The organism is Comamonas sp. Z1 (genome assembly GCF_008121555.1).
In the GTDB taxonomy this organism is placed as follows: Bacteria; Pseudomonadota; Gammaproteobacteria; order Burkholderiales; family Burkholderiaceae_C; genus Comamonas; species Comamonas thiooxydans.
Map to the genome: position 1 here is coordinate 91,918 of NZ_VOQT01000015.1, position 25,231 is coordinate 117,148.

General features: G+C 62.2%; 23 protein-coding genes. 11 read left to right on the forward strand and 12 right to left on the reverse strand.

Annotation, left to right across the window (positions count from 1 at the left end; translation table 11 throughout):
* Window positions 1-7: 7 nt before the first annotated feature.
* On the reverse strand, window positions 8-829 hold the full coding sequence (locus FSY45_RS21510; protein WP_003063879.1) for an META and DUF4377 domain-containing protein: 822 nt from the start codon (window positions 827-829) through the stop codon (window positions 8-10).
* 437 nt (window positions 830-1,266) lie between these two features.
* Here FSY45_RS21510 and FSY45_RS21515 point away from each other — a divergent pair, with 437 nt between their 5' ends.
* Entirely contained in the window at window positions 1,267-1,725 is a 459-nt protein-coding gene (locus FSY45_RS21515) for a DUF2242 domain-containing protein (RefSeq protein WP_003063876.1), read from the forward strand.
* Window positions 1,726-1,837: 112 nt separating this feature from the next.
* Here the strand turns inward: FSY45_RS21515 and FSY45_RS21520 are convergent, their stop codons facing one another.
* The 5 genes from FSY45_RS21520 to FSY45_RS21540 all read right to left on the reverse strand — a co-directional run bounded on the left by FSY45_RS21520 (window position 1,838) and on the right by FSY45_RS21540 (window position 9,577).
* Window positions 1,838-2,719, reverse strand: a complete 882-nt coding sequence (locus tag FSY45_RS21520) for a M23 family metallopeptidase (RefSeq protein ID WP_148748378.1) — start codon at window positions 2,717-2,719, stop codon at window positions 1,838-1,840.
* A 113-nt stretch (window positions 2,720-2,832) separates the two neighbouring features.
* Window positions 2,833-3,459 (reverse strand): FMN-binding negative transcriptional regulator, encoded by a 627-nt coding sequence (locus tag FSY45_RS21525; protein ID WP_046461985.1) that lies wholly within the window; start codon window positions 3,457-3,459, stop codon window positions 2,833-2,835.
* A gap of 126 nt (window positions 3,460-3,585) precedes the next feature.
* A complete protein-coding gene (locus FSY45_RS21530; protein WP_046461984.1) occupies window positions 3,586-5,703 on the reverse strand; it encodes a DUF3300 domain-containing protein in 2,118 nt (705 codons plus the stop codon).
* Window positions 5,704-6,026: 323 nt separating this feature from the next.
* Window positions 6,027-7,448: a YdgA family protein gene (locus FSY45_RS21535; RefSeq protein ID WP_046461983.1), complete on the reverse strand. Its 1,422-nt coding sequence runs from the start codon at window positions 7,446-7,448 to the stop codon at window positions 6,027-6,029.
* Between the two features lie 311 nt (window positions 7,449-7,759).
* Window positions 7,760-9,577, reverse strand: a complete 1,818-nt coding sequence (locus tag FSY45_RS21540; protein ID WP_046461982.1) for a glutamine--tRNA ligase/YqeY domain fusion protein — start codon at window positions 9,575-9,577, stop codon at window positions 7,760-7,762.
* A gap of 226 nt (window positions 9,578-9,803) precedes the next feature.
* Between FSY45_RS21540 and FSY45_RS21545 the strand changes: the two genes are divergently transcribed.
* From FSY45_RS21545 to FSY45_RS21565, 5 genes are all read left to right on the forward strand, one after another.
* Window positions 9,804-10,139: a hypothetical protein gene (locus FSY45_RS21545; protein WP_003063865.1), complete on the forward strand. Its 336-nt coding sequence runs from the start codon at window positions 9,804-9,806 to the stop codon at window positions 10,137-10,139.
* A 135-nt stretch (window positions 10,140-10,274) separates the two neighbouring features.
* Window positions 10,275-10,718 (forward strand): type II 3-dehydroquinate dehydratase, encoded by a 444-nt coding sequence (aroQ, locus tag FSY45_RS21550; RefSeq protein WP_046461981.1) that lies wholly within the window; start codon window positions 10,275-10,277, stop codon window positions 10,716-10,718.
* On the forward strand, window positions 10,712-11,650 hold the full coding sequence (locus tag FSY45_RS21555) for an alpha/beta fold hydrolase (RefSeq protein ID WP_003063862.1): 939 nt from the start codon (window positions 10,712-10,714) through the stop codon (window positions 11,648-11,650). The genes aroQ and FSY45_RS21555 overlap by 7 nt, the downstream gene beginning before the upstream one ends.
* On the forward strand, window positions 11,647-12,057 hold the full coding sequence (arfB, locus tag FSY45_RS21560; protein WP_003063861.1) for an alternative ribosome rescue aminoacyl-tRNA hydrolase ArfB: 411 nt from the start codon (window positions 11,647-11,649) through the stop codon (window positions 12,055-12,057). Before FSY45_RS21555 ends, arfB begins: the two co-directional genes overlap by 4 nt.
* A 195-nt stretch (window positions 12,058-12,252) precedes the next feature.
* On the forward strand, window positions 12,253-12,945 hold the full coding sequence (locus FSY45_RS21565) for an alpha/beta hydrolase (RefSeq protein WP_012839187.1): 693 nt from the start codon (window positions 12,253-12,255) through the stop codon (window positions 12,943-12,945).
* Here the strand turns inward: FSY45_RS21565 and FSY45_RS21570 are convergent.
* The 3 genes from FSY45_RS21570 to FSY45_RS21580 form a co-directional block, all read right to left on the reverse strand.
* Window positions 12,939-13,271, reverse strand: a complete 333-nt coding sequence (locus tag FSY45_RS21570) for an SMR family transporter (RefSeq protein WP_003063858.1) — start codon at window positions 13,269-13,271, stop codon at window positions 12,939-12,941. The two genes, FSY45_RS21565 and FSY45_RS21570, sit on opposite strands and share 7 nt — an antisense overlap.
* A gap of 140 nt (window positions 13,272-13,411) precedes the next feature.
* A complete protein-coding gene (map, locus tag FSY45_RS21575; protein WP_003063857.1) occupies window positions 13,412-14,218 on the reverse strand; it encodes a type I methionyl aminopeptidase in 807 nt (268 codons plus the stop codon).
* Window positions 14,215-14,478, reverse strand: a complete 264-nt coding sequence (locus tag FSY45_RS21580) for a ParD-like family protein (RefSeq protein ID WP_046461980.1) — start codon at window positions 14,476-14,478, stop codon at window positions 14,215-14,217. The genes map and FSY45_RS21580 overlap by 4 nt, the downstream gene beginning before the upstream one ends.
* Window positions 14,479-14,864: 386 nt before the next feature.
* On the opposite strand from FSY45_RS21580, the gene FSY45_RS21585 reads away from it, so the two are divergent.
* A complete protein-coding gene (locus tag FSY45_RS21585) occupies window positions 14,865-16,244 on the forward strand; it encodes an NAD(P)/FAD-dependent oxidoreductase (RefSeq protein ID WP_046461979.1) in 1,380 nt (459 codons plus the stop codon).
* A 1-nt stretch (window position 16,245) separates the two neighbouring features.
* Here FSY45_RS21585 and FSY45_RS21590 read toward each other — a convergent pair whose 3' ends face one another.
* The 3 genes from FSY45_RS21590 to FSY45_RS21600 all read right to left on the reverse strand — a co-directional run bounded on the left by FSY45_RS21590 (window position 16,246) and on the right by FSY45_RS21600 (window position 20,610).
* Complete coding sequence (locus FSY45_RS21590) at window positions 16,246-17,916, reverse strand: phospholipase D family protein (RefSeq protein WP_046461978.1); 1,671 nt, start codon at window positions 17,914-17,916, stop codon at window positions 16,246-16,248.
* A gap of 22 nt (window positions 17,917-17,938) precedes the next feature.
* Entirely contained in the window at window positions 17,939-19,546 is a 1,608-nt protein-coding gene (locus tag FSY45_RS21595) for an alkaline phosphatase (RefSeq protein WP_046461977.1), read from the reverse strand.
* Between the two features lie 86 nt (window positions 19,547-19,632).
* Window positions 19,633-20,610: an NADPH:quinone oxidoreductase family protein gene (locus FSY45_RS21600; RefSeq protein ID WP_046461976.1), complete on the reverse strand. Its 978-nt coding sequence runs from the start codon at window positions 20,608-20,610 to the stop codon at window positions 19,633-19,635.
* A gap of 122 nt (window positions 20,611-20,732) precedes the next feature.
* Here FSY45_RS21600 and surE point away from each other — a divergent pair, with 122 nt between their 5' ends.
* The 4 genes from surE to FSY45_RS21620 are packed head-to-tail and all read left to right on the forward strand — an operon-like array spanning window position 20,733 to window position 24,253.
* Window positions 20,733-21,518, forward strand: coding sequence for a 5'/3'-nucleotidase SurE (surE, locus tag FSY45_RS21605; RefSeq protein ID WP_003063843.1), 786 nt, complete (start codon window positions 20,733-20,735; stop codon window positions 21,516-21,518).
* Complete coding sequence (locus FSY45_RS21610; RefSeq protein ID WP_034361763.1) at window positions 21,515-22,300, forward strand: protein-L-isoaspartate(D-aspartate) O-methyltransferase; 786 nt, start codon at window positions 21,515-21,517, stop codon at window positions 22,298-22,300. Before surE ends, FSY45_RS21610 begins: the two co-directional genes overlap by 4 nt.
* Window positions 22,301-22,313: 13 nt before the next feature.
* Complete coding sequence (locus tag FSY45_RS21615; protein ID WP_003063839.1) at window positions 22,314-23,174, forward strand: peptidoglycan DD-metalloendopeptidase family protein; 861 nt, start codon at window positions 22,314-22,316, stop codon at window positions 23,172-23,174.
* Window positions 23,175-23,176: 2 nt separating this feature from the next.
* A complete protein-coding gene (locus FSY45_RS21620; RefSeq protein ID WP_046461975.1) occupies window positions 23,177-24,253 on the forward strand; it encodes an RluA family pseudouridine synthase in 1,077 nt (358 codons plus the stop codon).
* Window positions 24,254-25,231: the final 978 nt, after the last annotated feature.

Here is a 25,231-nt window from a genome sequence, read left to right on the forward strand (position 1 = left end):
ACGTGGCTTACTTGCGCTTGTCGGCGATGGCCGAGGACACCACCATGTCCAGCACATAGACATAGCTTGAAGCATCGGCGGGAACATTTTGGCGCTTGAAGCGGTTGATGCGCAGCACGTTGCTCACACCGGCTTCGTGCTTGTAGCCTTCAATCTCGCTGTAGAAGTTTTCCCACTGGCCGGTATAGGTCTTGACGCCGTTGTCGCCGTAGCGGATCTCGCGCACCTGCAGACACTGATGGCGGCCTGCGCCTGCACTGCAGGCCTTACGCTCGGGACCGACCTCGAGAAATATGCGCTCGGGCGCGCTGCCGTATTGGGTCTGGGCGGTGGGCTTGCCGTTGAGCTGCCAGCGCGTGCCATCAATGAACTGCAGCGTCAGGCGAGGCTGTTCAGTAGTGGCGCCGCCGAGCTGCACGTTCCACTGCTTGGCCGTAGGCAGAATGCGCGCAACCTTCTGCTCCAGCATCATCAGCTGGTTGTCATTGCAGGCACGCAGGGTGCTCATGCCTCGCTGCAGATTGATGCGCTGGCCTTCAACGGTGTAAGCCGACGAGATGACGTTGCACAGATTCTTGACGACGACGCGCTGGTCCACGAAGTCCAGCTCGATAGGTGCCTGGCTGGAGCCCAGGAACCAGCTCTGGTCCTCATTGCCCGCCGGCGTGAAGGCCTCTTGCAATTTCCAGTGGTAGGCAGTCAGCGACGTGGCATCGCCTGCGGGGCCTGTAGGGCCGGGCTTGCTTGCACCGCCGCCGCCTGTCGTACCGCAGGCGGCAAGCGTCATGGAAGCAACAAGGGGAAGGCACCAGGTCCAGCGAAATTTCATAGGGTTTCCTTAAGGTCGAATAGAGGAATACGGCAAACCGTGTCAGCAGAAACAGAGTCTCTGTTGACCATATCAGTTCCCTGCGGGTTTTATCTGACCTTAACCCAACGTTGCTGTTGTTTTGCGCTTCGACAACCTCAGAGTGTCAACAAATGCTGCACGCTGACGGGCGGAGAAATCAGATGTGCCGCTCGGGCGTGAAGCCCCTGTAAAGAGCGAAAAAATCCGTACGTCTAGACAGCGCTTCGTCAAATTAGTCTTTGCCAAGCTGCTACGCTTCAAAGGTTCGGGCTATGAAGAAACTACGGCCCAGGCATCAAGGAGTTTCTGTGCGCTTAGGTGGTGTTGCTTTGTTTGGGCTGAATTGGGGGCGGCTGGGTTCTGTGGGCATATTGGCAGGTTTGCTGGGGGCATGCTCGGCAACCGCACCTCAGCATATGCCGGTACAGGAGACTTTCGACTCCAGTTCCACGTTTTCCCGCGGCTTTGATGCGACACCGGCACAGACTTGCGAGGCCGCGCGCCGTGCCTTGTTGAGCCAGGGTTATATCGCCACGGCCAGGACGCAGGAGCTGATAGAAGGGCGCAAGAACTTCCAGCCCAATACGGAGACCAATCTGGAAATCAATTTCCGTGTGGTCTGCGTGCCGCAGACCAGCGACGGCCTGGTCAGTCTGGGTTTTGCGACAGCGTTGCAGGATCGCTATTCGCTCAAGAAAAGCGCAACCTCGGCCAGCGTGGGCGTGAGCGCTCTGGGTTCGCTGTCTCTGCCGTTTTCTTCCAGCAACGATTCGCTGGTCAAGGTGGGCAGCGAGACCATTTCCAAACGCAGCTTCTACGACAGTTTTTTCGAACTGGTGGAGAACTATCTGAAGCAGGATCAGGATGCGCCATAGTTTCGAGCAAACCGGTCTGCAGCGCTTGGTAGGTCGGGAGCTTGTGATTCTGATCTGGTAGCAAGAACTAAAAAGCGGCTCGCGGAGCCGCTTTTTAGTCTGCGAGATCCGTTCAGATGAACAGCGCCGGGTCCACCATGGCGCGGTTCAGCATCACGCTCCAGTGCAGGTGGGGACCGGTCACGCGGCCTGTGGCTCCGACCTTGCAAAAGGCATCGCCCGTCTGCAACTGGTCGCCCGGCTTGCAGTCCACCTGGCTCAGGTGGCAGTACATGGTGAGCAGGCCGCCGCCATGGTCCAGCCAGACCGTGCCGCCGTTGAAGAAATAGTCACCCACGTCGATCACCTTGCCGGGCAGCGGTGCGGGCACCGGCGTGCCCGTGGGGGCGGCAATGTCCATGCCGCTGTGCGGATTGCGCGACTGGCCGTTGAAGACACGGCGCAGGCCGAAGCTGCTGGAGCGACGGCCCGGCACCGGCACGCGCATGTGCAGGCTGCCGGAAGGCTGCGGCTCGGTGAAGGTGGCCATCACGGTCTTCAGGTGGGCGGCCTCGCGTTCGTAGCGGGCATTGTCTTCGGCAGACAGGTCCACCGTCTTGGGCGAGACCTTGAGGCGCTGCTCCACATACTGTTTGTCGTGCACCGTATAGCTCATGGTGCGCAAACGGCCGTCGGCCTTCACGCCAATGCTTTGCTCACCCGGTGTGCTGGCAAGCGGTATGCCCACGAGTGCGGTCCATTCGATCATGTCGCCCACCACCAGAACCTCGGCCTCCGCTGCCGTGACCAGGGGGCGTGCGGAAGCCGGGCCCAGCGACAGGCGTGCGACGCCGCCGGGAACCCTGCTGTCCTGCGGCCAGAGCGCGCTGTCCGAGTTGGCGCTGCGTGCCGCCCAGGCCGGTGCTGCGGCAAACAGCGCTGTTTGCGCCATCCATTGCAGCAGGTGACGGCGTGCGGGCGGGAAAGAGGGGCTGGTAAGTTTTTCGGTCGGCATGGTGCTTATCGGATTGTGCAGGCATTGTGCTGTATTGCTATCGATAGCGGAGCTAAAGGCGATACAGGCATGTGAGCTTTACGCTGGCTATGCCTTGAAGGCCGGCCGCGCGATCAGGGCTGGCGCATGCTCTGGGCCAGGTCCAGCTGTCCCAACTGCTCCAGAGCCTGCACTGCACCGAGCCGGTCGCGCTGCTGCTTGTTCTGGCTCAGCTTGAACTTGGCTTCAAGGCGGTCGACGGTAATTTCCAGGCCCACGATGGCGCCGAGCATGCGTTGCAGGTAGTCGGGCGGAGCGTCGCTCATCTTCCATGGGGCCTCGGCATTGTTGCTGGCCTCGTGGCGGCGGGTGAGCCGGCCCACCACGCCGCGCACGAACTTTTCATCGTCGCGCACGCTGATGCGGCCGTGCGCGTGGACCACACGGTAGTTCCAGGTCGGCACCTGCTCGTGGGTCTCGTGCTTGCTGGGATACCAGTTGGGAGAGATATAGGCCTGCTCGGCACGGAAGATCACCAGCACGGGGCTGTCGTCCCGGATCTGCTGCCACACAGGATTGGCGCGCGCCACATGGGCGATCAGTCGCAGCATGCCATCCTCGTCCTGCAGCAACTCGAACGGCAGGTGATTGGCGTCCAGTCCCGCGTCGGACTGGGTGACCAGACAACCCAGCGGGTGAGCCTGGATCAGGGCATGCAGGGAGGCCGAATCATCGATCTTGAAATGGCTGGGGTTGTACATGAAGGCTGCGGCAATGAGTGGAGCAAAACGAATGAGCTTTTATGAGCTTGTTTATACCGTCATGCAGGTTGCGCGCTGACAAGCCGCCTGCATGGCAGGCGGCTTGGTATGAAGGCGAGTGGCGTTTCAACGGTGCTCGCGATCCCCGCGCGAGCGGCCCTCTGAGCGCGCCGCTTGCATGCGAGCCTGTTGCTCGGCCTGGTGCTGCTGGCGTTGGGCCTGTTCCTGTGCCCGTTGTTGCTGCATCTGGGCCTGCTGCTGGCGCTGCTGTTGTTCACGAGCCTGTTGCTGCTGCATTTGCTGCTGGCGCTGAGCTTGCTCCTGGGCGTGCTGCTGCTGCATCTGCTGCATCTGGGCCTGCTGCTGGCGCTGCTGTTGTTCACGGGCTTGTTGCTGCTGCATTTGTTGCTGGCGCTGAGCCTGTTCCTGGGCGCGCTGCTGTTGCATCTGCTGCATCTGTGCCTGTTGCCGACGCTCTTGCTGTTCAAGGGCTTGTTGCTGCATTTGTTGCTGGCGCTGAGCCTGCTCCTGGGCGCGCTGCTGTTGCATCTGCTGCAGCTGTGCCTGTTGCCGATGCTCTTGCTGATCACGGGCTTGCTGCATTTGCTGTTGGCGTTGAGCCTTCTCCTGGGCACGCTGCTGTTGCTGTTGCTGCTGCATCTGGGCTTGTCGCTGGAGCTCCTGCTGCTCGCGGACTTGCTGCATTGGCTGCTGACGCTGGGCCTGCTCCTGGGCGTGCTGCTGTTGCACCTGCACAGGAGTCTGCTGCTGCATTGCTTGCTGGCGCTGGGTTGGCTCCTGTGGGCGTTGCTGCATGGCTTTCTCCGCCGTGGCAGCCTGCATCTGCGGCGCCTGCGGTGGATGGCGATCATGCGGGTCTTGCGGCGGCATCAAAGTATTGCCATTGGACGCGCGTGGCCCGCCTGGAACCTGGTTGGGTCCCTGGGCAAAGCCCGGCCTGCCCTGTAGCTGTGTAGCCAGAGGACTCTGTGCTGGCTGGCGCTGGCTCAGGGCATGGCCACCGGCTGCCAGTGCCGCGGCACCGACGGCTGCTGCTGTTGCGCCGCCAGCAATCGCGTCCGACTGCAGTCCATGCTGTGCAGCGAAGACGCCTGCAGTCTGAGGCTGTCCGGCTTGTACCTGGCGCTCGCCTGCGGCATTTGCATGGATGTTGTTGATGTAGGTGTTGTCCGTGCGATGGATGTTCTGCACCACGGTTCGCGACTGCGATATATAGGTGGTGTTGTTATAAACCACGGCCGGGCGGGCCTGCGGGGGCGGGGGGCGCTCGCCGTGGCGCCAGGGCCTTTCGGGGTCGCCCCAGTGCATATTCCAGGCATTCCAGCCCCAGGACGGATGCCTGTCCATGGACCCGGCTAGCACGATGGCGGTGCCAAAGCCCAGCAGGCCGGCCATCACTGGCACGCCGGCCACGGGAGTCGGAGGCGGCACTTCCACATAGCGGTAGCCGCCATATACGGGCAGCGGCTGACCATAGACCGCAGCCGGGTCGTACTGAGGAACGTAGACCGTATCCAGCTGGGAGGGGCTGATTTCAATGAACTGCTCCGGTGGCTCTATGACTGGGTCGGGCAGGGGTGTGACCACGGCTCCAGGCGTATAGGCCACGGCGGCAGGCGCGGACGCCAGGTTGACCTTGAGCTGGCTGGAGGTCTTGAGCGTGCCGGCCTTGTAGGCCCGGTTGCGCATGACCTGTATGGCGTTCATCACATCCGAGGGATCGTTGTAATAGGCTTTGCCGAGCGCCGTGGTCCAGGGCAGGTTGGAGGCCAGTTGTTCCAGCACGTTGGGAAACTGGGTCAATGACTTGACGGACGGGTCCCAGTTCTGGGCATTGACGGCATTGCTCAGCGCTGTCTTCTGCAGTCCAGGGTTCTGCCCCAGCCAGGTTTCGGCAGCGCTGATCTGGTCTGGATAGGTGGCACCGGCCAGGATCTGGGCCACCAGCTTGTCCGGGTACAGCGCAATCGGCGCCACCATCCGGTAGAGCGCGTCTGCACCGGGTGGCACATAGGCTGCGGGCTGAGGCTGTGGGGCATCCGACATGGCGGCCGGTGCCGAGGCCGACGGCGCACTGTCCGCCTTGATCGGCGAATCCTTGTCGTTGCAGGCGCTCAGTGCCATGGCGGCGGCCAGAGCAATCATGCCTGGGTGCCAGAGGCGGGCGACCGTGCTTGGCTGCTGTTCCGGCTGCTCAGGCCGGGTCTGAGGGAAATGCGACATCTAACGCTCCTTGCGCCGCACAGTGCAAGTCACGGTGCTATGGCGGATGCTGTTTTAACGCCAGTGTTGAGCCGTTGTTGACAGAGTGTTGTAAGCAAATAAAGCGTGTGGCTGCAGTCATGCTCCACGAAAGCATATAAATTTTGATAGCTTCCTTCCTATTATGGGTAAGGCTTAAGGGCCGAAAATAACAAAAATTTTGGGCAAGGCATGTAGAGGGAGGTTTCTCGCCTGTATCTCCACGCTCGGGGCGATTTTTTCCATGAAAAAGGCCTGCACGAGGCAGGCCCTGGAGCGATCCGCGACGCAGCACGCCGGTCACGTCATTCGGTCATGGTGCCCATGAGTGTGCTCGTGCCCATGGCGTCCAGCGGCTTGCCGTTGACCTGGAATTCACCCTTGGCATAGACGATCTCGGTGCGCATCTTGCCGTCCTTGTCTTCGAAGATGCCTTGCTCCTTGAGCATGTCCAGGCTGGCTTGAGTCTGGGCTTTGGCTGCCTCCTCGATATCTTCGGGCTTGTACTCGCTCTCGCCTTCAAACACGGCCAGCAGGCTGGAGCGTCTGCGCGAGAGCATCATGTTTTCCATGAAGGGCTTGGGCATATCGGCCTTGAGGCTGACCTTCAGATCCTGCAGCAGATTGCCCATCTTCTCGCCATCGCCCAGGTACTGAATGGCAGCCGCGAACTCGCTTACGCCGTCGGGGGTGCGCATGGACAGGCGTTTGAGTTCGATCACGGGCTGGCGTGCCAGCGCCTGTGTCAGCGACTTGAGCATTTTCTCGCGCAGATCGCCGCTTTGCTGATCGTCAGCGTCTTCATCGTCCCCGGCTTCGCCAGAAGCACCGAGCAGCGGGTTCTTGCGCTTGCTCATTTCCACGACCTGGTTGATCCAGTTGGCATCGACATTGTTGAACGCCATGTCCAGGACCAGGTCATCAGCCTGTTTGTCTTCGAGTTTGGCGGTCTTGATGCCTGTCTTGAGCGTCATTTCCACGACCTCGCCCTTGAGGATGGTGTCCGAATCCATGGTGATGCCTTCAAAGTGGCTGGCAGAGCTCTTGCCTTCCTCTTCCTGCTTGGTGGCGGCAATCTTGGCAATCGTCATGGCAAACGGGCCGGTCCAGAACTGCTGGCCCGCGGGCTGCTTCATGTCGAAGCGCATATCGGCCTTGTCCAGCGTCACGCTGCCTTCCTCGTCCTTGAACTGCAGGCCGGCGAAGCTGCCCGTGCCCTTGGCGGCCTTCATGTCGGCTGGCATGTCCCAGACGAGCTTCATGCCGCCCCAGTTCATTTCGCTGTCCTTGATCTTGCTGCTCACGGCCGGCGATGTCATGACGTTGGAGCTGCTGCGGCCCCAGCCGACCTTGGTGTCAACTTCCAGTGGAGAGCGTCCATTGAGCGCGGTCTTCAGCTCCGGGTCTGCATTCTCTGGCAGATTGAAGCTGGTATGAATCTCTGCGGCATGGCCCAGGGGGAGCGGTCCGTGGCTGATCTTGTGCTCGGCGGTGAACTGGACAGGCTCGTCGCCGCTGTCCAGGGTCCATACCGTTTTGGCGATGGAAGAAAAAGCGCCGCGGTCATAGCTGGTGACCTGAATCTTCACGCCATGCTCGTTCCACTTGTCCAGGCCTTCGGTAAAGCTCTGCTGCAACTTGCCGCCCATGTAATAGCTGGTGCCCAGTGTTCCCGCCACGATCACGGCGATGGCCGCTGCAATGCCTGCCCCTGCTTTTTTGTTCATTCTTGACCTTTGATGAAAATAAAAAATCCGCGAATGAATTGCGGATTGGGTAATGTTGTGGTGAGCAGGATTCTAGAAAGAAAATAATGGAATGCTCTGAATTTCAGAACATTTTGTGTAAATGCTTATCAAGTATTGAAAATCAATACCGGCGGTATTTATTTCAATATGTAACCATGATTTAGGGGCGCCATCCATTTCTCGATCGGAGAACCGAATGGCTGTTCTCGGGATAAATGCCGCAGTGGCTTGCGCAATAAAAAAAGGCCGCCAGTGAATCCTGGCAGCCTTGCTGAAACTGGCTGGAGCGTTTACTTGCCCCAGCTGTCCTTGAGTCCGGTTATCTTGTTGAACACGGGCTTGTCGCTCCGGTGATCCTTGCGGTCGGCCACAAAATAGCCAAAACGCTCGAACTGGAACTTGTCATCAGCCTGTGCAGCCTTGAGCGAAGGCTCCACATAAGCGGTGACCACCTTCAGGCTGTCGGGGTTCAGCAGGCTCAGGAAATCCTTGCCGCCGGCATCGGGTTGCGGGTCGGTGAACAGACGGTCGTACATGCGCACTTCGGCCTGCAGGCCGTCGATCACGCCCACCCAGGTGATGGCAGCCTTGACCTTGACACTGTCGGCGCCCGGTGTGCCGCTCTTGGTGTCGGGTACCACGGTGGCCAGCACCTTGGTCACATTACCGTCGGCATCCTTTTCGGCGCCCGTACATTCGATCACATAGCCGCCCTTGAGGCGGACCTTGTTACCGGGGAACAGGCGCTTGTAGCCCTTGGGCGGCACTTCGGCAAAGTCTTCGCGCTCGATCCACACTTCACGGCCAAGGGTAAAACGGCGCTCGGGCACGGTTTCACCTTCTGCAGCGTGGGGCAGGGCGGGCAGGTGGCAGTCCTCCAGATGTTCGGCATTGCCAAACACCTCGGCCCAGTTGCTGAGTTCGAGCTTGACAGGGTCCAGCACGACCATGGCGCGGTGGGCCTTGTTTTCCAGGTCTTCGCGCAGGCAGCCGTCCAGCGTGCCGTAGTCGATCCAGGCGTAGTCCTTGGTCACGCCGATGCGTTCGCAGAAGTTACGGATGGACTCAGGCGTGTAGCCGCGGCGGCGCAGGCCGACCACGGTGGGCATGCGCGGGTCGTCCCAGCCGGTGACGAACTGGTTGTCCACCAGATGCTTGAGCTTGCGCTTGCTGGTGATCACATAGGTCAGGTTCAGGCGCGAGAACTCGTACTGGCGGGGCTGGGGGGCGTCGATCAGACCGCCTTCGCGCAGATGGTTCAGCAGCCAGTCATAGAAGGGGCGCTGATCCTCGAACTCCAGTGTGCATATGGAGTGGGTGATGTGCTCGTAGGCATCCTCGATGGGGTGCGCAAAGGTATACATCGGGTAGATGCACCACTGGTTGCCGGTGTTGTGGTGTTCGGCATGGCGCACGCGATAGATGGCCGGGTCGCGCAGATTGATATTGGGCGCGGCCATGTCGATCTTGGCGCGCAGCACGGCGGCGCCATCGGCCAGCTTGCCGTCCTTCATGTCGGCAAAGCGCTGCAGGTTTTCGGCCGCGGAGCGGTCGCGGAAAGGGCTGTTCACGCCGGGACGGGTGAAGTCGCCGCGGTTGGCCTTCATCTCGTCGGCCGACTGCTCGTCCACGTAGGCCAGGCCTTGCTCGATCAGGTAGACCGCACAGCGGTACATGAAGTCGAAGTAATTGCTGGCGAAGTAGAGGTTCTCGTGTCCGTCGACATCCTTCCAGTCAAAGCCCAGCCAGCGCACGGCATCGATGATGCCGTCCACATATTCCTGGTCTTCCTTTTCGGGATTGGTGTCGTCGAAGCGCAGATGGCAGACGCCGCCGAAGTCGCGGGCCAGACCGAAGTTCAGGCAGATGGACTTGGCATGACCTACGTGCAGATAGCCGTTGGGCTCTGGCGGAAAGCGGGTGCGGATCTTGGCTTCGTCGACCTGGCCGCTTTGGTGATGCTGGGCATCGCCGGGCGCGCCGCCCCAGTGACGGGTGGCATAAGTGCCCTTGTCCAGATCCGATTCGATAATCTGGCGCAGGAAATTGGTTGGCTTGACCGCTTCAGGGGCGGAGTTGTTGGATTTGGAGGCGTCAGCAGAGCTCATTGCACCATTTTAGGCCGGCTGTCATGACCTCATGTTGATCAGCGGACACTGCAGCTTTGCCTCGTGTGCATTTGGACACAATGTTTTGGAGGAACCGTGCCATCCTGACGGGACTCTGAAACGTTATATCCCCAAGGGCCGAAGGCGCTGCACAGATCTGCAGGCTTGCCCTCGGTGACACATAAACAGAGGAGAGATTGTGATGTCCAGAACAACTTCCCCCCGCATGGCCAAGCTGCTTGCCGCTGGCTCTATCGCTATTGCTGGCCTGATGGCTGCCGCAGGCGCCCAGGCGCATGGCGGCGTCAGCCTGTCGGTCGGCATCGGCGTGCCCGGCGTGGCCGTGGGCGTCGGCGCTCCCGTTTACGCCACACCCTATATGGCGCCGGCCCCGGTCTATATGCCGCCGCGCCCTGTCTACTATGCGCCTCCGGCACCGGTCTACTACGCGCCGCCGCCGCCCGTGTATCGTCCCGCACCCGTGATGGTCGTGCCCGGCCCGGTCTATTACGGTGGCGGCCCGCGCTGGCGTGGTCATCGCCATCATCATCACTATCGTTGATGGCATCGATGACAGAGCCCTGAAAGACTCTGCACCGCGGACGGCTGCCCAGGCAGCCGTTTTTTTTTATGCCTGCGGGTCGGTTGCAGCGCTCGCATAATCCGGGCAGTCCTCAAAAATCAGGAGAGTGCTTCCGTGAAAACCGTCTATGTCCTCAATGGCCCCAATCTCAATCTGCTGGGCATGCGCGAACCCGGCATCTATGGATCGGCCACGTTGGCCGATGTCCAGAAGCTCTGCGAGGAAGCTTGCCTGTGCCATGGCCTGAAGCTGGAATTCCGCCAGAGCAACCATGAGGGCGAGCTGGTGGACTGGATTCACGAGGCAGGCCGGTTGCACGCCAAGGGGGAGTTGCAGGCGCTGATCATGAATGCGGCGGCCTACACCCATACCAGTGTGGCAATTCTCGATGCCGTCAAGGGCACGGCCGTGCCGCTGGTGGAGTTGCACATCAGCAATGTCCATGCGCGTGAGAGCTTTCGCCACCATTCCTATCTGTCGGCCACGGCGCGCGCCGTGATGTGCGGCTTCGGCGTGGCAGGCTACGGTCTGGCCATCGATGCGGTGGCGCAGTGGTGACATCGGCGGTTGAAGCAGCCTGTTCGCTGGAGCAGGTCTCGCAGGAGCAGGGTGTCGACGTGCCACCAGCGATTGCCCGGTTGCAGGCCACGGCGCAGCGCGTGCAGACCCGGCTTGGAGAAGCTGCCGACAGCGGCGCGATGATCTGGCATGGCTGGCAGCCCCCGGCCGGGGTGGCGCAGCGCGGCCTGCCGCTGGTGCTGCTGCATGGCGGCAGCGGTAGCTGGACGCATTGGTTGCGCGTGATTCAGCCGCTGACCGAGGCGGGCTACAGCCTGTGGCTGGCCGATCTGCCGGGTTTTGGCGAATCCGATGGCGTGCCCGGGGGCATGGATGTGGACACCATGCTGGAGCCCCTGGCCTATGGCATCCGGCAACTGCTGGGCAATGCCGATTCGGGTCCGGTCTGCGATCTGGTCGGTTTTTCCTTTGGCGGCATGACTGCCGGTCTGCTGGCCGCCGAGCATCCGGAACTGGCACGGAGGCTGGTGGTGGTCGGCGCTCCCGGCATGGGAATGACCGAAGGACGCAGCGTGCGCCTGCTGGGCTGGCGCCACCTGCAGGGGCTGGAGGCCCAGATGCAGGCCCATCGCCACAATATCGCGGCCCTCATGCTGCATGACGCGGCGCTGATTGATGAAGAGACGCTGGCTCTGCATGCACTCAATGTGGCGCGTGACCGGCTGCCGCGCAGACGGCTGTCGCGCACCGATGTGCTGGCCCGGGCTCTGACCCGTATCAAAGTGCCGGTGGCGGCGATCTATGGCGAGCATGACCCTCTGTATGCGGGCTGCCTGGCCGAGCTGCAACTGCTGATGCAGCGTCAGTGCCGGGGGGCGCTGGACTGGCAGGTGATGCGGAACGTCGGCCATTGGGTACAGCACGAGGATCCGGCCACCTTCTGCGCTACGCTGCAGGAGGCTCTATCGTGAGCAATGCGGCCGCCTTCGAGCTGACCGAAGCCGATGTGCAATGGAGCGCCGTGCGCGCTCAAGGCCCGGGCGGCCAGAATGTGAACAAGGTGGCCAGCGCCGTGCATCTGCGCTTTGACGTTCGAGCCTCGCGTCTGCCGGTCGATGTGCAGCAGCGCTTGCTGGCTTTGGGCGACTCGCGCATCACCACCGATGGAGTGGTGGTCATCAAGGCGCAAAAATACCGTACTCAGGAGCACAACCTGTGGGATGGGCTGCAGCGCCTCAATGCGTTGGTGGCCACGGTTGCCAGGCCGCCACGCCCGCGCAAGCCCACCAAGCCGACCTGGGGCTCACAGCAAAGACGCCTGCAGGGCAAAAGCCTGCGCTCCGGCATCAAGGCATTGCGCGGGCGGGTGCATGACTGAGCTTGTGTAGCGGCAACGCCACGCTTAGGCCAGTCAACTGTATCAAAAGGCATGCGCGTACCCTGTCGGGCCGGGTGCGGATCGGTCAGCCGGCTGCGGGTCTGCGCTATATTGTTTTGATAGCTGCAGTCGCAGAATGCAAAAGCGCTACAGCCTGTTTCCCATCAAATTCCGTGCTGCCTTCGGGAGTTGTCCATGAGCACATTGCCTTTGACTTATCTGGAGCGGCCCGCGCAGCTTGACGCCGGCCGGCCTGCCTGGCTGCTGGTGCTCATGCATGGCGTGGGCAGCAATGAGCAGGACCTGTTCGGCCTGGTGCCCTATGTGCCGCCGCAATTTCATGTGCTCAGTCTGCGTGCGCCCTTTGCCATGGGCATGGGGGCTTATGCCTGGTTTCAGTTCACTGTGGATGCCGATGGTACGCGCCATATCAATGTGCCGCAGGAGCAGCAGGCGCGCATCTTGCTGCAGCAGACCGTGGAGCAGGCCGCGCAGCAGCTGGACATTCCGCCCGAGCGGGTGGTGCTGGGAGGCTTCAGCCAGGGCGGCATCATGAGCCTGAGCCAGTTGCTGACCCAGCCCCAGACCTTGCGTGCCGCACTGGTCTGGCACAGCCGTCTATTGCCCGAGATCGCGTCGCTGCACGCGCCCGCTGCCGCATTCGAGGGCAAGTCGGCCTGGGTCAGCCACGGGACTTATGACAATGTGATTCCGCTGACCAGCGCCCATGCCGTGCGTGACCGTCTGGCCTCCTTGCCCTTGCAACTGAGCTATCACGAATATCCGGGCGCCCATGAGATCCGGCCCGAGGAACTGCGCGCCAGCATGCAGTGGCTGCAGGATCTGACGCAGTCAGCAGATGACTTCAGCAGCGATGGCGATCAGTGACCGGCGGTCTTTGAAAACAGATTGATTACCAGCACGCCGCCGACAATCATGGCCATGCCGGCCAGAGCGGGGGCATCGAGCTTCTGGCCCTGCCAGAAATAGGCGACGGCCGAGACCAGCACGATGCCCACGCCGGACCAGATCGCATAAGCCACGCCCGTGGGAACGGTGCGCAGCGTCAGCGACAGCAGATAGAACGAAATCGCATAGCCGACCAGGGCAACAGCGGTGGGGCCGAGCCTGGAGAAGCCCTCCGACCTGGCGAGGAAGGAGGTGGCAATCACCTCGCAGATGATGGCTAGACCCAGATACAGGTAATTTGTCATGCCGGGCACTGTAGTGCGGCTGGGGCCTGGCTGTTTCCAGGCTGGTTTCAAGACCCCGGACCGCTTCTGGCCGTTATTGCCAAAATCCAGCGGCTGTGCGCACCTCGCCCAGGGCAATACGCGCGGTTCGCCGCGCTTGATCAGATGGCAGGGTAGTCGCCTGTGCCTTCGGGCCAGGGGGTCAGCACCTCAAATCCGGTCTCCGTCACCAGCACCATATGCTCCCACTGGGCGGAGAGCGATTTGTCATTGGTGATCACGGTCCAACCGTCCGCCAGTTCGCGCGTGGCGGCCTTGCCGGCGTTGAGCATGGGCTCGATGGTGAAGATCATGCCGGGCTGCAGCGTCAGGCCCTGACCGGGCGTGCCGTAGTGCAGCACCTGGGGCTCGTCGTGATAGACCTTGCCGATGCCATGGCCGCAGTACTCGCGCACGATGGAAAAGCGTTCGCGCTGGGCCACGGTCTGGATGGCATGGCCTACATCGCCCAGCGTGGCCCCGGGCTTGACGGCGCGGATGCCGGCCACCAGCGCTTCATAGGTGGTGTTGACCAGGCGCTTGGCCAGATTGCTGGGCTGGCCCACGTAGTACATGCGGCTGGTGTCGCCGATCCAGCCCTCGGGCGTGGTTACTGCGACGTCGACATTGATGATGTCGCCATCCTTGAGGACCTGCTTGGTATCGGGGATGCCGTGGCAGACCACATGGTTGACGGAGGTGCACACGGTTTTGGGAAAACCATAGTAGCCCACATTGGTGGGAGTGCATTTCAGCTCGTTGACGATGTAGTCGTGACAGATCTTGTCCAGTTCCTCTGTGCTTACGCCGGGCTGCACATGAGGGGTGAGCATGGCCAGCACCTTGGCGGCCAGGCCGCCGGCCTTGCGCGAGAGGTAGATGTCGGTGGCGTCATGAATGGGTACGACTTTCTGTTTGCCGCGCTTCATTGCATGCCTCCTACCAGGCGCACAGGACGGGGGCGGCGCACGACTGTGTCGGCTTCATGGGCGCTGGCAGGCTGCAGCTCACGCTCGGCTTGTTGCAGCAGCAGGGCGCAGATGCCTTCGTAATTGAGCTGGGGGTGATGCTCGGCCAGCTGGCCTACACGCAGCCAGTGCTCGGCCTGGGCATTGATGGAGCGGCCGAGGGCCGCGCTGGAGACACGAATCTGGTCGTGCAACTGGTCTGAAACTTTGACGATTCCCATGGCCGAGCATCATAAGGTCTGTATACGTTTCGTATATTGACAAAAGAAAATTGCATGGTTGAAGCCGCGGTTTTGCCGCTGCTTGACAAGCGCTGTTCGTCGAATGGGGTTTTAAGGCCATGTCGTACGACATGGCGCTCAAGAAGTTGATAGCGCGCTACGCTTGATTGGCATTGCTTGCAGCCAGGGTCATTCAGAAAACTGAAAGCTTTTGAGGCAAGCCTGGTATTCGTGCCGTTCAAGTCTTATAAAAGATATATATCATCAGTATTTGCCTTGTCCATATTGAGTTTCCTGCTATAAAAATTGAAGAACAATTAATGCGTGCCAGACATCTTGGGATGTTCTGGCGTTCGGTCACAACAGACGCAGAGTCAGGGTCGTTCATGGAAAACGCAGTCAGTCAAGCAGAGCAGGGCGAGCAGCCCATCATCGAGTCTCAGGGGCAGCAAGCCCGCAAGCCACCGCATCCACGTGATGGGCATGCGGCCCGCATCGTGGTCGTGGGCGGTGGCGTGGCGGGGCTGGAGGTGGCCACAGCCCTGGGCAAGCTCAAGAGCGAGAGCATTGACACGGTGACGCTGGTGGACAGCGACTCCGCCCATGTCTGGAAGCCCATGCTGCACACGATTGCTGCCGGCACCCGTGACCTGGCCCAGCAGCAGACCACTTATCTCGCCCAGGCTACCGATGCCGACTTTGCCTACCAGCCCGGCGAGATGTGCGGCCTGGACCGTGAGGCACGCGAGATTCTGCTGGCCCCTATTTATGCCCCCGATGGTCGCGAGCTGGTGGCGGGGCGGCGTCTTGCCTATGACAAGCTGGTGATTGCGGTGGGCAGCGGTGCCAACGACTTCGGCACGCCCGGCGTGCATGAGCATTGCTTCATGATCGATTCGCGCCGCAAGGCCGATGCCTTCAACCAGGAAATCCGGCTGCGCATGGTGCGCTGCATGACCAGTGGCGAGCAGTTGCAGGTCGCCATCGTGGGCGGCGGCGCCACCGGGGTAGAGCTTGCGGCGGAGCTGGTTCAGCTTGCAGAGAGTGCCACGGCCTACGGCGCCTTGGGCGAGGCCGCCAAGTTCCGCATCGTGCTGATCGAGGCCGGCTCGCGCCTGCTGCCCAGTTTTCCCGAGGAGATCTCCGAAGCTACGCGTGTGCGGCTGCAGGCCCTGGGCGTTTCCGTGATCGTCGGCGGCCGCGTCAGCCGTGCGACCGAGCAAGGCTTCGAGCTGGCCAATGGCGAGCTGATTCCTGCCAGCCTGCGTGTCTGGGCTGCGGGGGTAAAGGCCCCGGAATTCTTGATGCAGCTGGGTTTGCAGACCACGCGCAGCAATCAACTGCTGGTCAATGACGAGATGCAGACCAGCGACCCCGATATCTATGCCCTGGGCGACTGCGCCAGCTATACCTTGCCGGGCAAGCAGGAGGCTTTGCCTCCCACGGCCCAGGTTGCCCACCAGCAAGCCCGCTATCTGATCGAGACTCTGCCTCATGTGCTGGAGCGTCCCGGTGCCAAACCCGTAGGCTTTGCCTATCGTGACTTTGGAGCCCTGGTGTCGCTTGCGCATTACGACGCCTATGGCTCGCTGGGCAAGTTCGGCCTGTTTAACGGCGGCGTGATCCGCGGCCGCATGGCCATGCTCAGCCACATCATGCTGTACCGCTCGCACCAGGCGCGGCTTTACGGCTTCTGGCGCGGCGGCCTGCTGTGGCTGATTGACCTGATGAACGCGCGGCTGAGGCCCTCCATCCGCCTGGACTGAGTTACAAAAATCCTTCGATGGGCAGCCAGCTCAGCACCCGCACCATGAAGCGCTGCCACCAACTGGTGCCGGGGTCGGCACTGAAGGTCTGGGCTTCATGGGGCGGCTGCGGACTCTGGCCCGTCCAGCTCAGCCCGCCCTGCGCGTCCAGTTGCACCTTGTAGGCCATGTACGGCAGATGTTGATCCAGCGAGGTGCTGACCTGCTGGCTCAAGGCCGGGTCTTTGATGACCACGCCCATTTCGGTGTTGAGCATGGCCGAGCGCGGATCGAAGTTGAAGGAGCCGACAAAGAGCTGCTTGCCGTCGACCGCGAAGGTCTTGGCATGCAGGCTGGCGCCCGAACTGCCCGTGGTGGCGGAGCTGCCGCTCAGCGCTGCAGGTGAGGGGGCTTCGCGCTTGGGAGTCTTTTCGGCAGGCTCGCTCCTTGGTGTCTTGTCCGGCTCGTTGGCTGCGGGCTGGTTGCGCAGATCGATCTGGCGGCGCATCTCGTAGAGTTCCACGCCCATTTTCAGCAGCGGCTTGCGGTATTTCTCGTAGCCGGCATGCACCACGGCCACATCGGTCGCTTCCAGGCTATTGGTCAGAATGCGCACCCGCACACCTTGCTGGCGCAGATGGCCAAAGGCGTCGACTCCAGCCTGGGTGGGCACGAAATAGGGCGACACCACTTCCAGCAACTGCTGTGGCTGGCCAATCACAGGCTGGAGCTGGGACAGCAGCAAGTCCTCGGGCGCGGCTTCGCGCAGGACCTTGGCCGGGTCGTCGCTGACCAGGGTGGTCTCGGCCCATTGCAGCGGCAGTTGACCTGCCAGCAAATCGGTGCTGAAGCGGCTGCGGCTGACGGCCTGCGCATAGGCCTGTGATTCGGGGCGATTCACATCGGCGTGCAGGCCTGCATAGACCTTGTCCACGGCCTGCTGTGGCATGGCGGGCAGCAGGCTGGCTGCAGGGTAGGCGGAGGGACTGTTCCAGTAACGGTCGAATTCCGCTGCCACCTCGCCCACCACCGAGCCTGTGGCCACCACATCGAGGTCGGCGAACAGCACGCCGTCGGATGCGGCAAAGTACTCGTCGCCGATATTGCGCCCGCCCACGATGGTGGCGGAGGAGTCGGCCGTGTAGCTCTTGTTGTGCATGCGCCGCTGGGTGCGTGCGAAGTCCGTCACATAGCCAATCGCCTTGGGCGTGCGCAGGGCGAAGGGGTTGAATAGCCGCACCTCGATTAGAGGGTGCTGGTCCAGGGCGGCCAGGGTGGCGTCCATGCCGCCGGTGCCGCCATCGTCCAAGAGCAGGCGCACGCGCACGCCGCGGTCTGCCGCAAGCAGCAGCTCATCGAGCAGCAAATGGCCGGTGGTGTCGTTGCGCCAGATGTAGTACTGCACATCGAGCGTGCGCTGCGCGGCTCGGGCCAGCAGGGCGCGGGCGGCATAGGCGTCATGGGCATCGGCCAGCATATGGATGCCGCTCTGCCCAGGATGTGCCTGCTGCAGCGGCGCCAGCGCCTGGCCGAGCCGGGTTTGCAGGGCCTGCTCGGCGCTCAGGGCCTCGCTGGCCATGCGATCCGGCAGGGGAGGCAGGCCGCAGCCTGTGAGCAGCCCCGCGATCAGAAGGGCGGCCGCCGTACCGCGCCACAGGGGAAGTTCGGGTCTCGAGGCCTGTGTGTTTTGCATGACCCGAGTATGCCGCAGCGCATCAGGCGATCTTCACAGGACCGGGGCGGCGGTCCTCGACCACAAAGCGTGCCAGCGTATAGAGGCTGCTGTCGGCGTGGAGCGGGTTGCTCACGGCGCGCAGCTCCGTGGTCATGGACTGCGGCGTGATATCCACGAGGCTGTAGCCGCGCTCCTCGCAGCGCGCGAAAAGCACCTGAGGGTTGTGGGCCACGATGGCATCGACCCTGGCTTGTGTGGTGCCGCTGTGCGAGCTGATGGAGGTGCCGCAGAACTCGCTGGCAATCACCGGATTGACTCTGTCCGGAGCCTGATCGGCCTGGGCCGCAATGGCGCAGACATAGTTCTGGTGAATGTCCCCGCCGAGCAGCACGCTGTTGCGCGGCTGGCTTTCTGCAATCTGGCGTACCAGGCGCTGGCGGGCCTGAGGGTAGCCGTCCCAGCTGTCGGTCGACTGCCTGCCATTGGGATGCTTGCGGGCCGAGAACAAGGTGGTCTGCACCACGGTGCTCCAGCGGGTGGCGTCGACCCTCTCGCGTGCATCGTCCTGCAACTGCCGGGCCAGCCAGCGCTCCTGATCCCAGCCCAGAAAGCTGCGCGCCGGATCTTGCAGGGCGGGACATTCGGCCGGGTCCACGGTGCCGGTGCTGGCCTTGCCCTCCGGGCGGCAGGCCTGCAGATCGCGGTACTGGCGGCCGTCCAGCAGATGCAGTCTGGCGAGCTTGCCCCACTGCAGGCAGCGGTACAGCGCCAGGCCTTGAAAGTTGCGCTGCAATGCACTGTCACGCAGCGGCATGTTTTCGTAGAAAGCCTGCCAGGCCGCCATGCGTCTTGCCAGAAAGTGAGCACTGTCCCCTCGCCCGTACTGGGCTACATAGTCGTTTTCAACCTCATGATCGTCCCAGATGACGGACCAGTTGCACGCGGCATGGGCGGCCTGCAGATGAGCATCGCTTTTGTGCAGCGCATAGCGGTCGCGGTAGTCCTGCAAGGTCTGGGCGGTACGCAGCGGCTGCGCACGCGCCAGTCCATCGGGCTTGGCCGGCTGCGCATATTCATAGATGTAGTCGCCGAGAAACAGCACCAGATCGGGCGAGGCCTGCGCGGCGTCGGCCCAGGCACTGTAGAAGCCGTGTTCCCAGCGCTGGCAGGAGGCTACGGCCAGGCGCAGCTTGCGCACATCGGCTCCGGGCGCCGGGGCGGTACGGCAGCGTGCCGTGGTGCTGAAGGCGTCGCCACAGCGGAAGCGGTAGAAATACCAGCGGTCCGGACTCAGGCCGTTGACCTGCACATGGACGGCATGGCCCCATTCAGCCCTGGCCTGGGTCTGCCCATGGGCCACGGCCTGGCGGAACTGGGCATCGTGCGCCACTTCCCAATGCACGGTCTGTGCTGCCAGGTCTGGCGCGACCGCTGTGCCCAGATAGGCCAGAGGTGCTGTCAGCCGCGTCCAGATCAGGATGTTGTCGGGCTCCGGGTCGCCGCTGGCCACTCCCAGGGTGAACGGGTTGTGGGCCAGTGATTCCGTGGCACGGACCCAGGCGGGCAGGGCGCCTACGGCCGTGGCAAGGCTGGAGGCAATCAGAAAGCGCCGGCGATCCGGCGCAGGCGCGTGAAGAGGAGAAAACATGGCGATGCTGCGGTGTTGGGGTTTTGTAGCCCGTGGCTGGAAGTATCTCCCCGACCCCACAGGCATCGCCGCGGTTTACCGCAGCTTTACGCGTTGACCAGCACCAGCTTGCCCTGTACCTGGCGCGAGCCCATGCGCTCATAGGCGGTGAAGAGCTCGCTCATGGGCATGGTGCGGTCGATTACGGGCTTGATCCTGCCTTGGGCCCACCACTGAGACAGCTCCTGCATCATGGCGGCATTGTTTTGAGGCTCGCGCTTGGCGAAATCGCCCCAGAACACGCCGACCAGGGAAGCGCCCTTGAGCAGAGGAAGGTTCAGCGGCAGCGAGGGGATGGGTCCGGAGGCAAATCCGATGATCAGATAGCGGCCGCGCCAGGCAATGGAGCGGAAGGCAGGTTCGGCAAAATCGCCGCCCACGGGATCGTAGATCACGTCGGGGCCCTTGCCGTCTGTCGCTGCCTTGACGGCTTCACGCAGATCGCCCTGGCTGTAGTTGATGGTGAGGTCTGCGCCCTGGGCCTTGCACAGCGCACATTTCTCGTCGGTGGAGGCAGCGGCAATCACCCGGGCGCCGGCCGCCTTGGCAATCTGTATGGCTGCAGTGCCCACGCCGCCCGCCGCGCCCAGCACGAGTACGGTCTCGCCGGCCTTGAGCTGACCTCGGTCGATCAGCGCATGGTGGGAGGTGGCATAGGTCATGATGAAGGCGGCGGCATCGACAAAGGGGAAGTCGGCCGGCAGCGGCATGCACATGGCAGCGGGTGCCAGCGTATGCGTGGCGAACCCGCCCGTACCCGAAAGACAGGCCACATGCTGGCCTGGCTTGAGATGTTTGACCCCTTCGCCCACGGCCTGCACCACGCCGGCATATTCCGAGCCCGGCACAAAGGGCAGGGGAGGCTTGATCTGGTATTTGTTCTGCACGATCAGCAGATCGGGAAAGTTCAGGCTGGCGGCCTTGACTTCCAGCAGCACCTGGCCGGGGCCGGGCTGTGGCGTGGGCTGCTCGGTCCACTTCAGGGTCTCGACGCCGGTGGGTGTGGTGCAAAGCCATGCGTGCATATCTTGTCTCCTGATCTTCTTGAGGTGAGATTGGGGGAATCGGCTCGCAGATGATAGAAGTGTGGTGCGAATGCCGCGTGTCTCTGTCGTGACCTTGGAGCCGCCTACAATCCGCCTCATCCATGAAGATTCTTATTTGCAATGACGATGGCTTCCAGGCCCCAGGCATCGTGGCCCTGCACGATGCGCTGCGCACCGTGGCAGACGTCGAAGTGGTGGCGCCCGAGCACAACAACAGCGCCAAGTCCAATGCCTTGACGCTGAATGCACCGCTGTATGTGCACCAGGCCTATAACGGCTTTCGCTATGTGAACGGCACGCCTGCAGACTGTGTGCATATCGCGTTGACCGGCCTGCTTGGCTACCGGCCCGATCTGGTGGTCTCGGGCATCAACAACGGCGCCAACATGGGCGACGACACGATTTACTCGGGCACCGTGGGCGCGGCCATGGAAGGCTATCTATTCGGCATTCCCTCGATTGCCTTCTCGCAGGTGGACAAGGGCTGGGCCGAGCTGGAAGCGGCGGCTGCAACAGCCCGTCAGATGGTTCAGGAGATGCAGGCCCAGCAGCTGATCGGTACAGCTCCCTGGCTGCTGAACGTGAATATTCCCAATATGCCGCTGCATGCACTCAAAAGCGTCAAGCTGTGTCGCCTGGGGCGCCGTCATGCGGCCGAACAGGCCATTCAGCAGCAGAGTCCGCGTGGCGAGACCATGTACTGGATCGGCAGTGCCGGCGCAGCAAAGGACGACTCCGAAGGCACGGACTTCCATGCCACGGCCCACGGCCATGTCTCCATGACGCCGCTCAAGGTGGATCTGACCGATCATGAAAACCTTGGCTATTGGGCGCAGACGGCCAGCAAGCTGGCGGGTCCATCCAACACATCGGCGGCCGCATCGTGAGCGAGCGTCGTCCGCCTCAGGTCCCGGGCTGGATTGCACGCTCGGTGCAGACGGGCACCGGCGCGGCACGGCCGCCCGTTGCTCCCAAGCCCATCAATCCCTTGCGTGTGGCCGCCTCGCCGGTGGGCGTGGGGCTGGACTCATCCACGGTGCGTGCCCGCATGGCCCAGCGCATCGGTGCGGCCGGCGTCAGCAACCCTGCCGTGCTGCAGGCGATGGCCACGGTGGAGCGTCACCGCTTTGTCGACAGTGCTCTGGTCAATCAGGCCTATGAAGACACCAGCCTGCCTATCGGCCTCGGCCAGACCATCTCCAAGCCCAGCATCGTGGCCCGCATGATCGAGCTGCTGCTCGACTCCGATGCGGCCCGAAACGGGCAAGGGCGCGTGCTGGAGATCGGCACCGGTTGCGGCTACCAGGCGGCCGTGCTGTCCATGCTCACCAAAGAGGTTTATTCGATAGAGCGGCTGCGTGGCCTGCACGAGAAGGCGCGCGGTCATCTGCGCCCCATGCGCCTGTCCAATGTGCATCTGATCCTCGGTGACGGCATGGTGGGTTTTGCCAGTGGCGCGCCCTATGCGGGCATCATCTCCGCTGCCGGAGGTGATGTGGTGCCGCAAGAGTGGTGTGATCAACTGGCGGTGGGCGGGCGTCTGGTGGCTCCGGTCGTGGTGGGTGCGGGTAAGCAGGCACTGCTGGTGATTGACAAGAGTTCACACGGTTTTACGCAGACAGTTTTGGAAGCAGTCAACTTTGTCCCTCTAAAATCGGGGATCGCCTAGAAGGGAATAGCTTATGTTGGTATCGCGAAGTCTTGGTGCATGGGGAACGGCCGTGCTGGCAGGTGTCATCCTGGCCGGTTGTGCTGCCCAGGCAAACAGGGCTCCTGTGGAGGATCGCGGACAGTCGGCCTCCTCGTCTTCAACTGTGGACGTCAAGTCGCTGCCCGGCGCTGAAAATGCCGGCAAGCCGGGTTACTACACCATCAAGCCTGGCGACACTCTGATCAGGATTGGTCTGGAGCACGGCCAGAGCTGGAAGGACATTGCTCGCTGGAGCAATCTGGACAATCCCAACGTGATTGAAGTCGGTCAGGTGGTGCGTGTGGTGCCGCCCGGACGCGAGGCGCCTGTCGCATCGTCCGGCTCGGGTCGCGGTGTCGCGCCCGTGGTTGTGGGCGGTGGCAGCGCCGCAACGACGACCACACCCGTGACTCCCCCGGCTGCAAGCGCAACGCCAGTGCCATCCACGCCTGCAACAAGCCCGGCGCCTGCTGCCAAGGGCGCCGATGATGTGAACTTCATCTGGCCTGCCAGCGGCTCGTTGATTGCCGGCTTCGACGAGCAGCGCAACAAGGGCTACGACATCAGCGGCAAGGCCGGCGATCCCGTGCTGGCTGCGGCCGATGGCCGTGTGGTGTATGCCGGTGCCGGCCTGCGTGGCTACGGCAATCTCATCATCCTCAAGCACAACAACACCTATCTGACCGCCTACGCCCACAACCAGTCTCTGCTGGTCAAGGAAGATCAGGCCGTGAAGAAGGGGCAGAAGATTGCCGAGATGGGCAGCACCGATGCCGATCGCGTCAAGCTGCACTTCGAGGTGCGTCGCCAGGGCAAGCCTGTCGATCCTTCGCGTTATCTGCCTTCGCGTTGAGCATGGCCTCGCAACGCAAGCAAGCCGCACAAGCCCCTGCCCCGCAGGGGCTTGTGCCTTCTGACGCGGTCGAGCAGAGCTGGGACGAAGCAGCCGAAGACGCCATTGCCTCGGCCGAGGTCGAGAACCGAGAGCTCATGGTCGGCGCCGAGCATCATGGTCAGCGTGTGGACAAGGTGCTGGCGCTGGGGGTGTCCGAGTTCTCGCGCAGCTATCTGCAGCAGTTGCTGGCCGACGGTGCAGTCACGCTCAACGGCAAGGTTCTGCTCAAGCCTTCGGTCAAGGTGGCCGTGGGCGACCGCCTGCGCGTGGAAATGCGCCCCACCCAGCAAAGCATGGCTTTCCAGCCCGAGACCATGGATTTGCAGGTGGTCTATGAGGACGAGGATCTGCTGGTCATCAACAAGCCTGCGGGTCTGGTGGTGCATCCGGCGCCCGGCAACTGGACGGGCACGCTGCTCAACGGCCTGCTGGCGCGTGACGAAAAAGCGCGCCAGGTGCCGCGCGCCGGCATTGTTCACCGGCTGGACAAGGACACCAGCGGTTTGATGGTGGTGGCGCGCAATCGAAGCACCATGGATGCGCTCATCAAGATGATCGCTGCACGTGAGGTGAGTCGCCAGTATCTGGCACTTGCCCACAAGCAATGGGGCAGCCGCAAGCGCCGCGAAGTCGATGCGCCGATCGGCCGTGACCCGCGCAATCGCCTGCGCATGGCGGTGGTGGATCTGAATCTGCACCCCGGCAAGCAGGCGCGTACCGACTTCGATCTACTCGATGGCGATGCAGCGCATAGCCTGGTGCGCTGCACGCTGCACACCGGCCGCACGCACCAGATCCGGGTGCACATGGCGTCGCTCGGTCATCCGCTGATAGCCGATACGCTGTATGGCGGCCAGCCCGAGGGCGGACTGGAGCGCCAGGCACTGCATGCCTTCAGGCTGGCCTTTGAGCACCCTGTGACGAAAAAGCCGCTGGTCCACTACGCGCCGCTGCCACAAGACATGGCCGGTGCACTGGATTTATGGGGTCTGCGTTACAATCTGCCGGAAAGGTGCGACACGTTTGTCGCTCTGTAGTCGGTTGAGCCTCTGAAAACCGTACAACCAGACCTCCCAAGGGTCCGGTGCGAGGCACATTCTTCCCATCAGGCTGTACCCCACTGGGGTCAGTCCAGTCTCTGGCTCCGAGCTTCGGCAGCCTCATCAGCTTGACTATTCCTGCAATAGTCCGGCTCAGCTGTGGTCGCGTGCAATGCACGTCCCGGCCGTATCACACTGACCGCCACAAGCGGACATTTCTAAGAAACAGAAATCCTTCATTGGAGGACTTCTTACGTGCATACGTTTTTGACTGATGGAAGAAGCACAGAGTGCAACTCTGACCTGCCTTGTCATGCTCCCCAGCGATGGAGTGTCATGACCTTGTGTGCAACCACAAGTAGCCTACGGTGACGTGCAAGACCAGTAATGGGTTTGTGCGAAGCTCACCTGACAAAGTACCCCCGCGCAAGCGGTACATCCGACCTGCGAGGGCGGATGTAGACACTGCCAGCAGAAGGGCGGTAGAGGGGCCAGGCTAGTTCCGCATGGGCAACGTAAAGTGAATCATCGTTTGAACCTAGATGAAGATTGAATGGCCAAATCTGCTGATAGGCCATAACCAAAAGGTGTGCTGCCAGGACTAACCGTCTTTCCGGGGTAGTCGTTGTCATAAGTGCAGTTCTAGGAGAGATGAGTCCTAACCGGATAGACATGCAGCGATGCGAATCGCCCGTGTCGGCAAGTCAGGGAACGTGGTAAGCCCCACTATCCGCCAGCATGCGTAAGCGTGTCGGCAGGGAAGCCGTAAGGCAACCTGTTGGATGAGGGGGTATGGGATGGTGGAAAAAGCGAATGGCTGCCTGTAATGGGTGGCATAGGGGTTCATACCCTGACGCGAAAGCGTGCCCACTTCCACTTGGTGCAACCGTCGCTCGCGACTGCATTTGTTTAAACCTAGCCCGAAGGGATTGTGCGTATCCCTTCGGGGAGACGTGCGTCCTCTGAGGGTTCAAC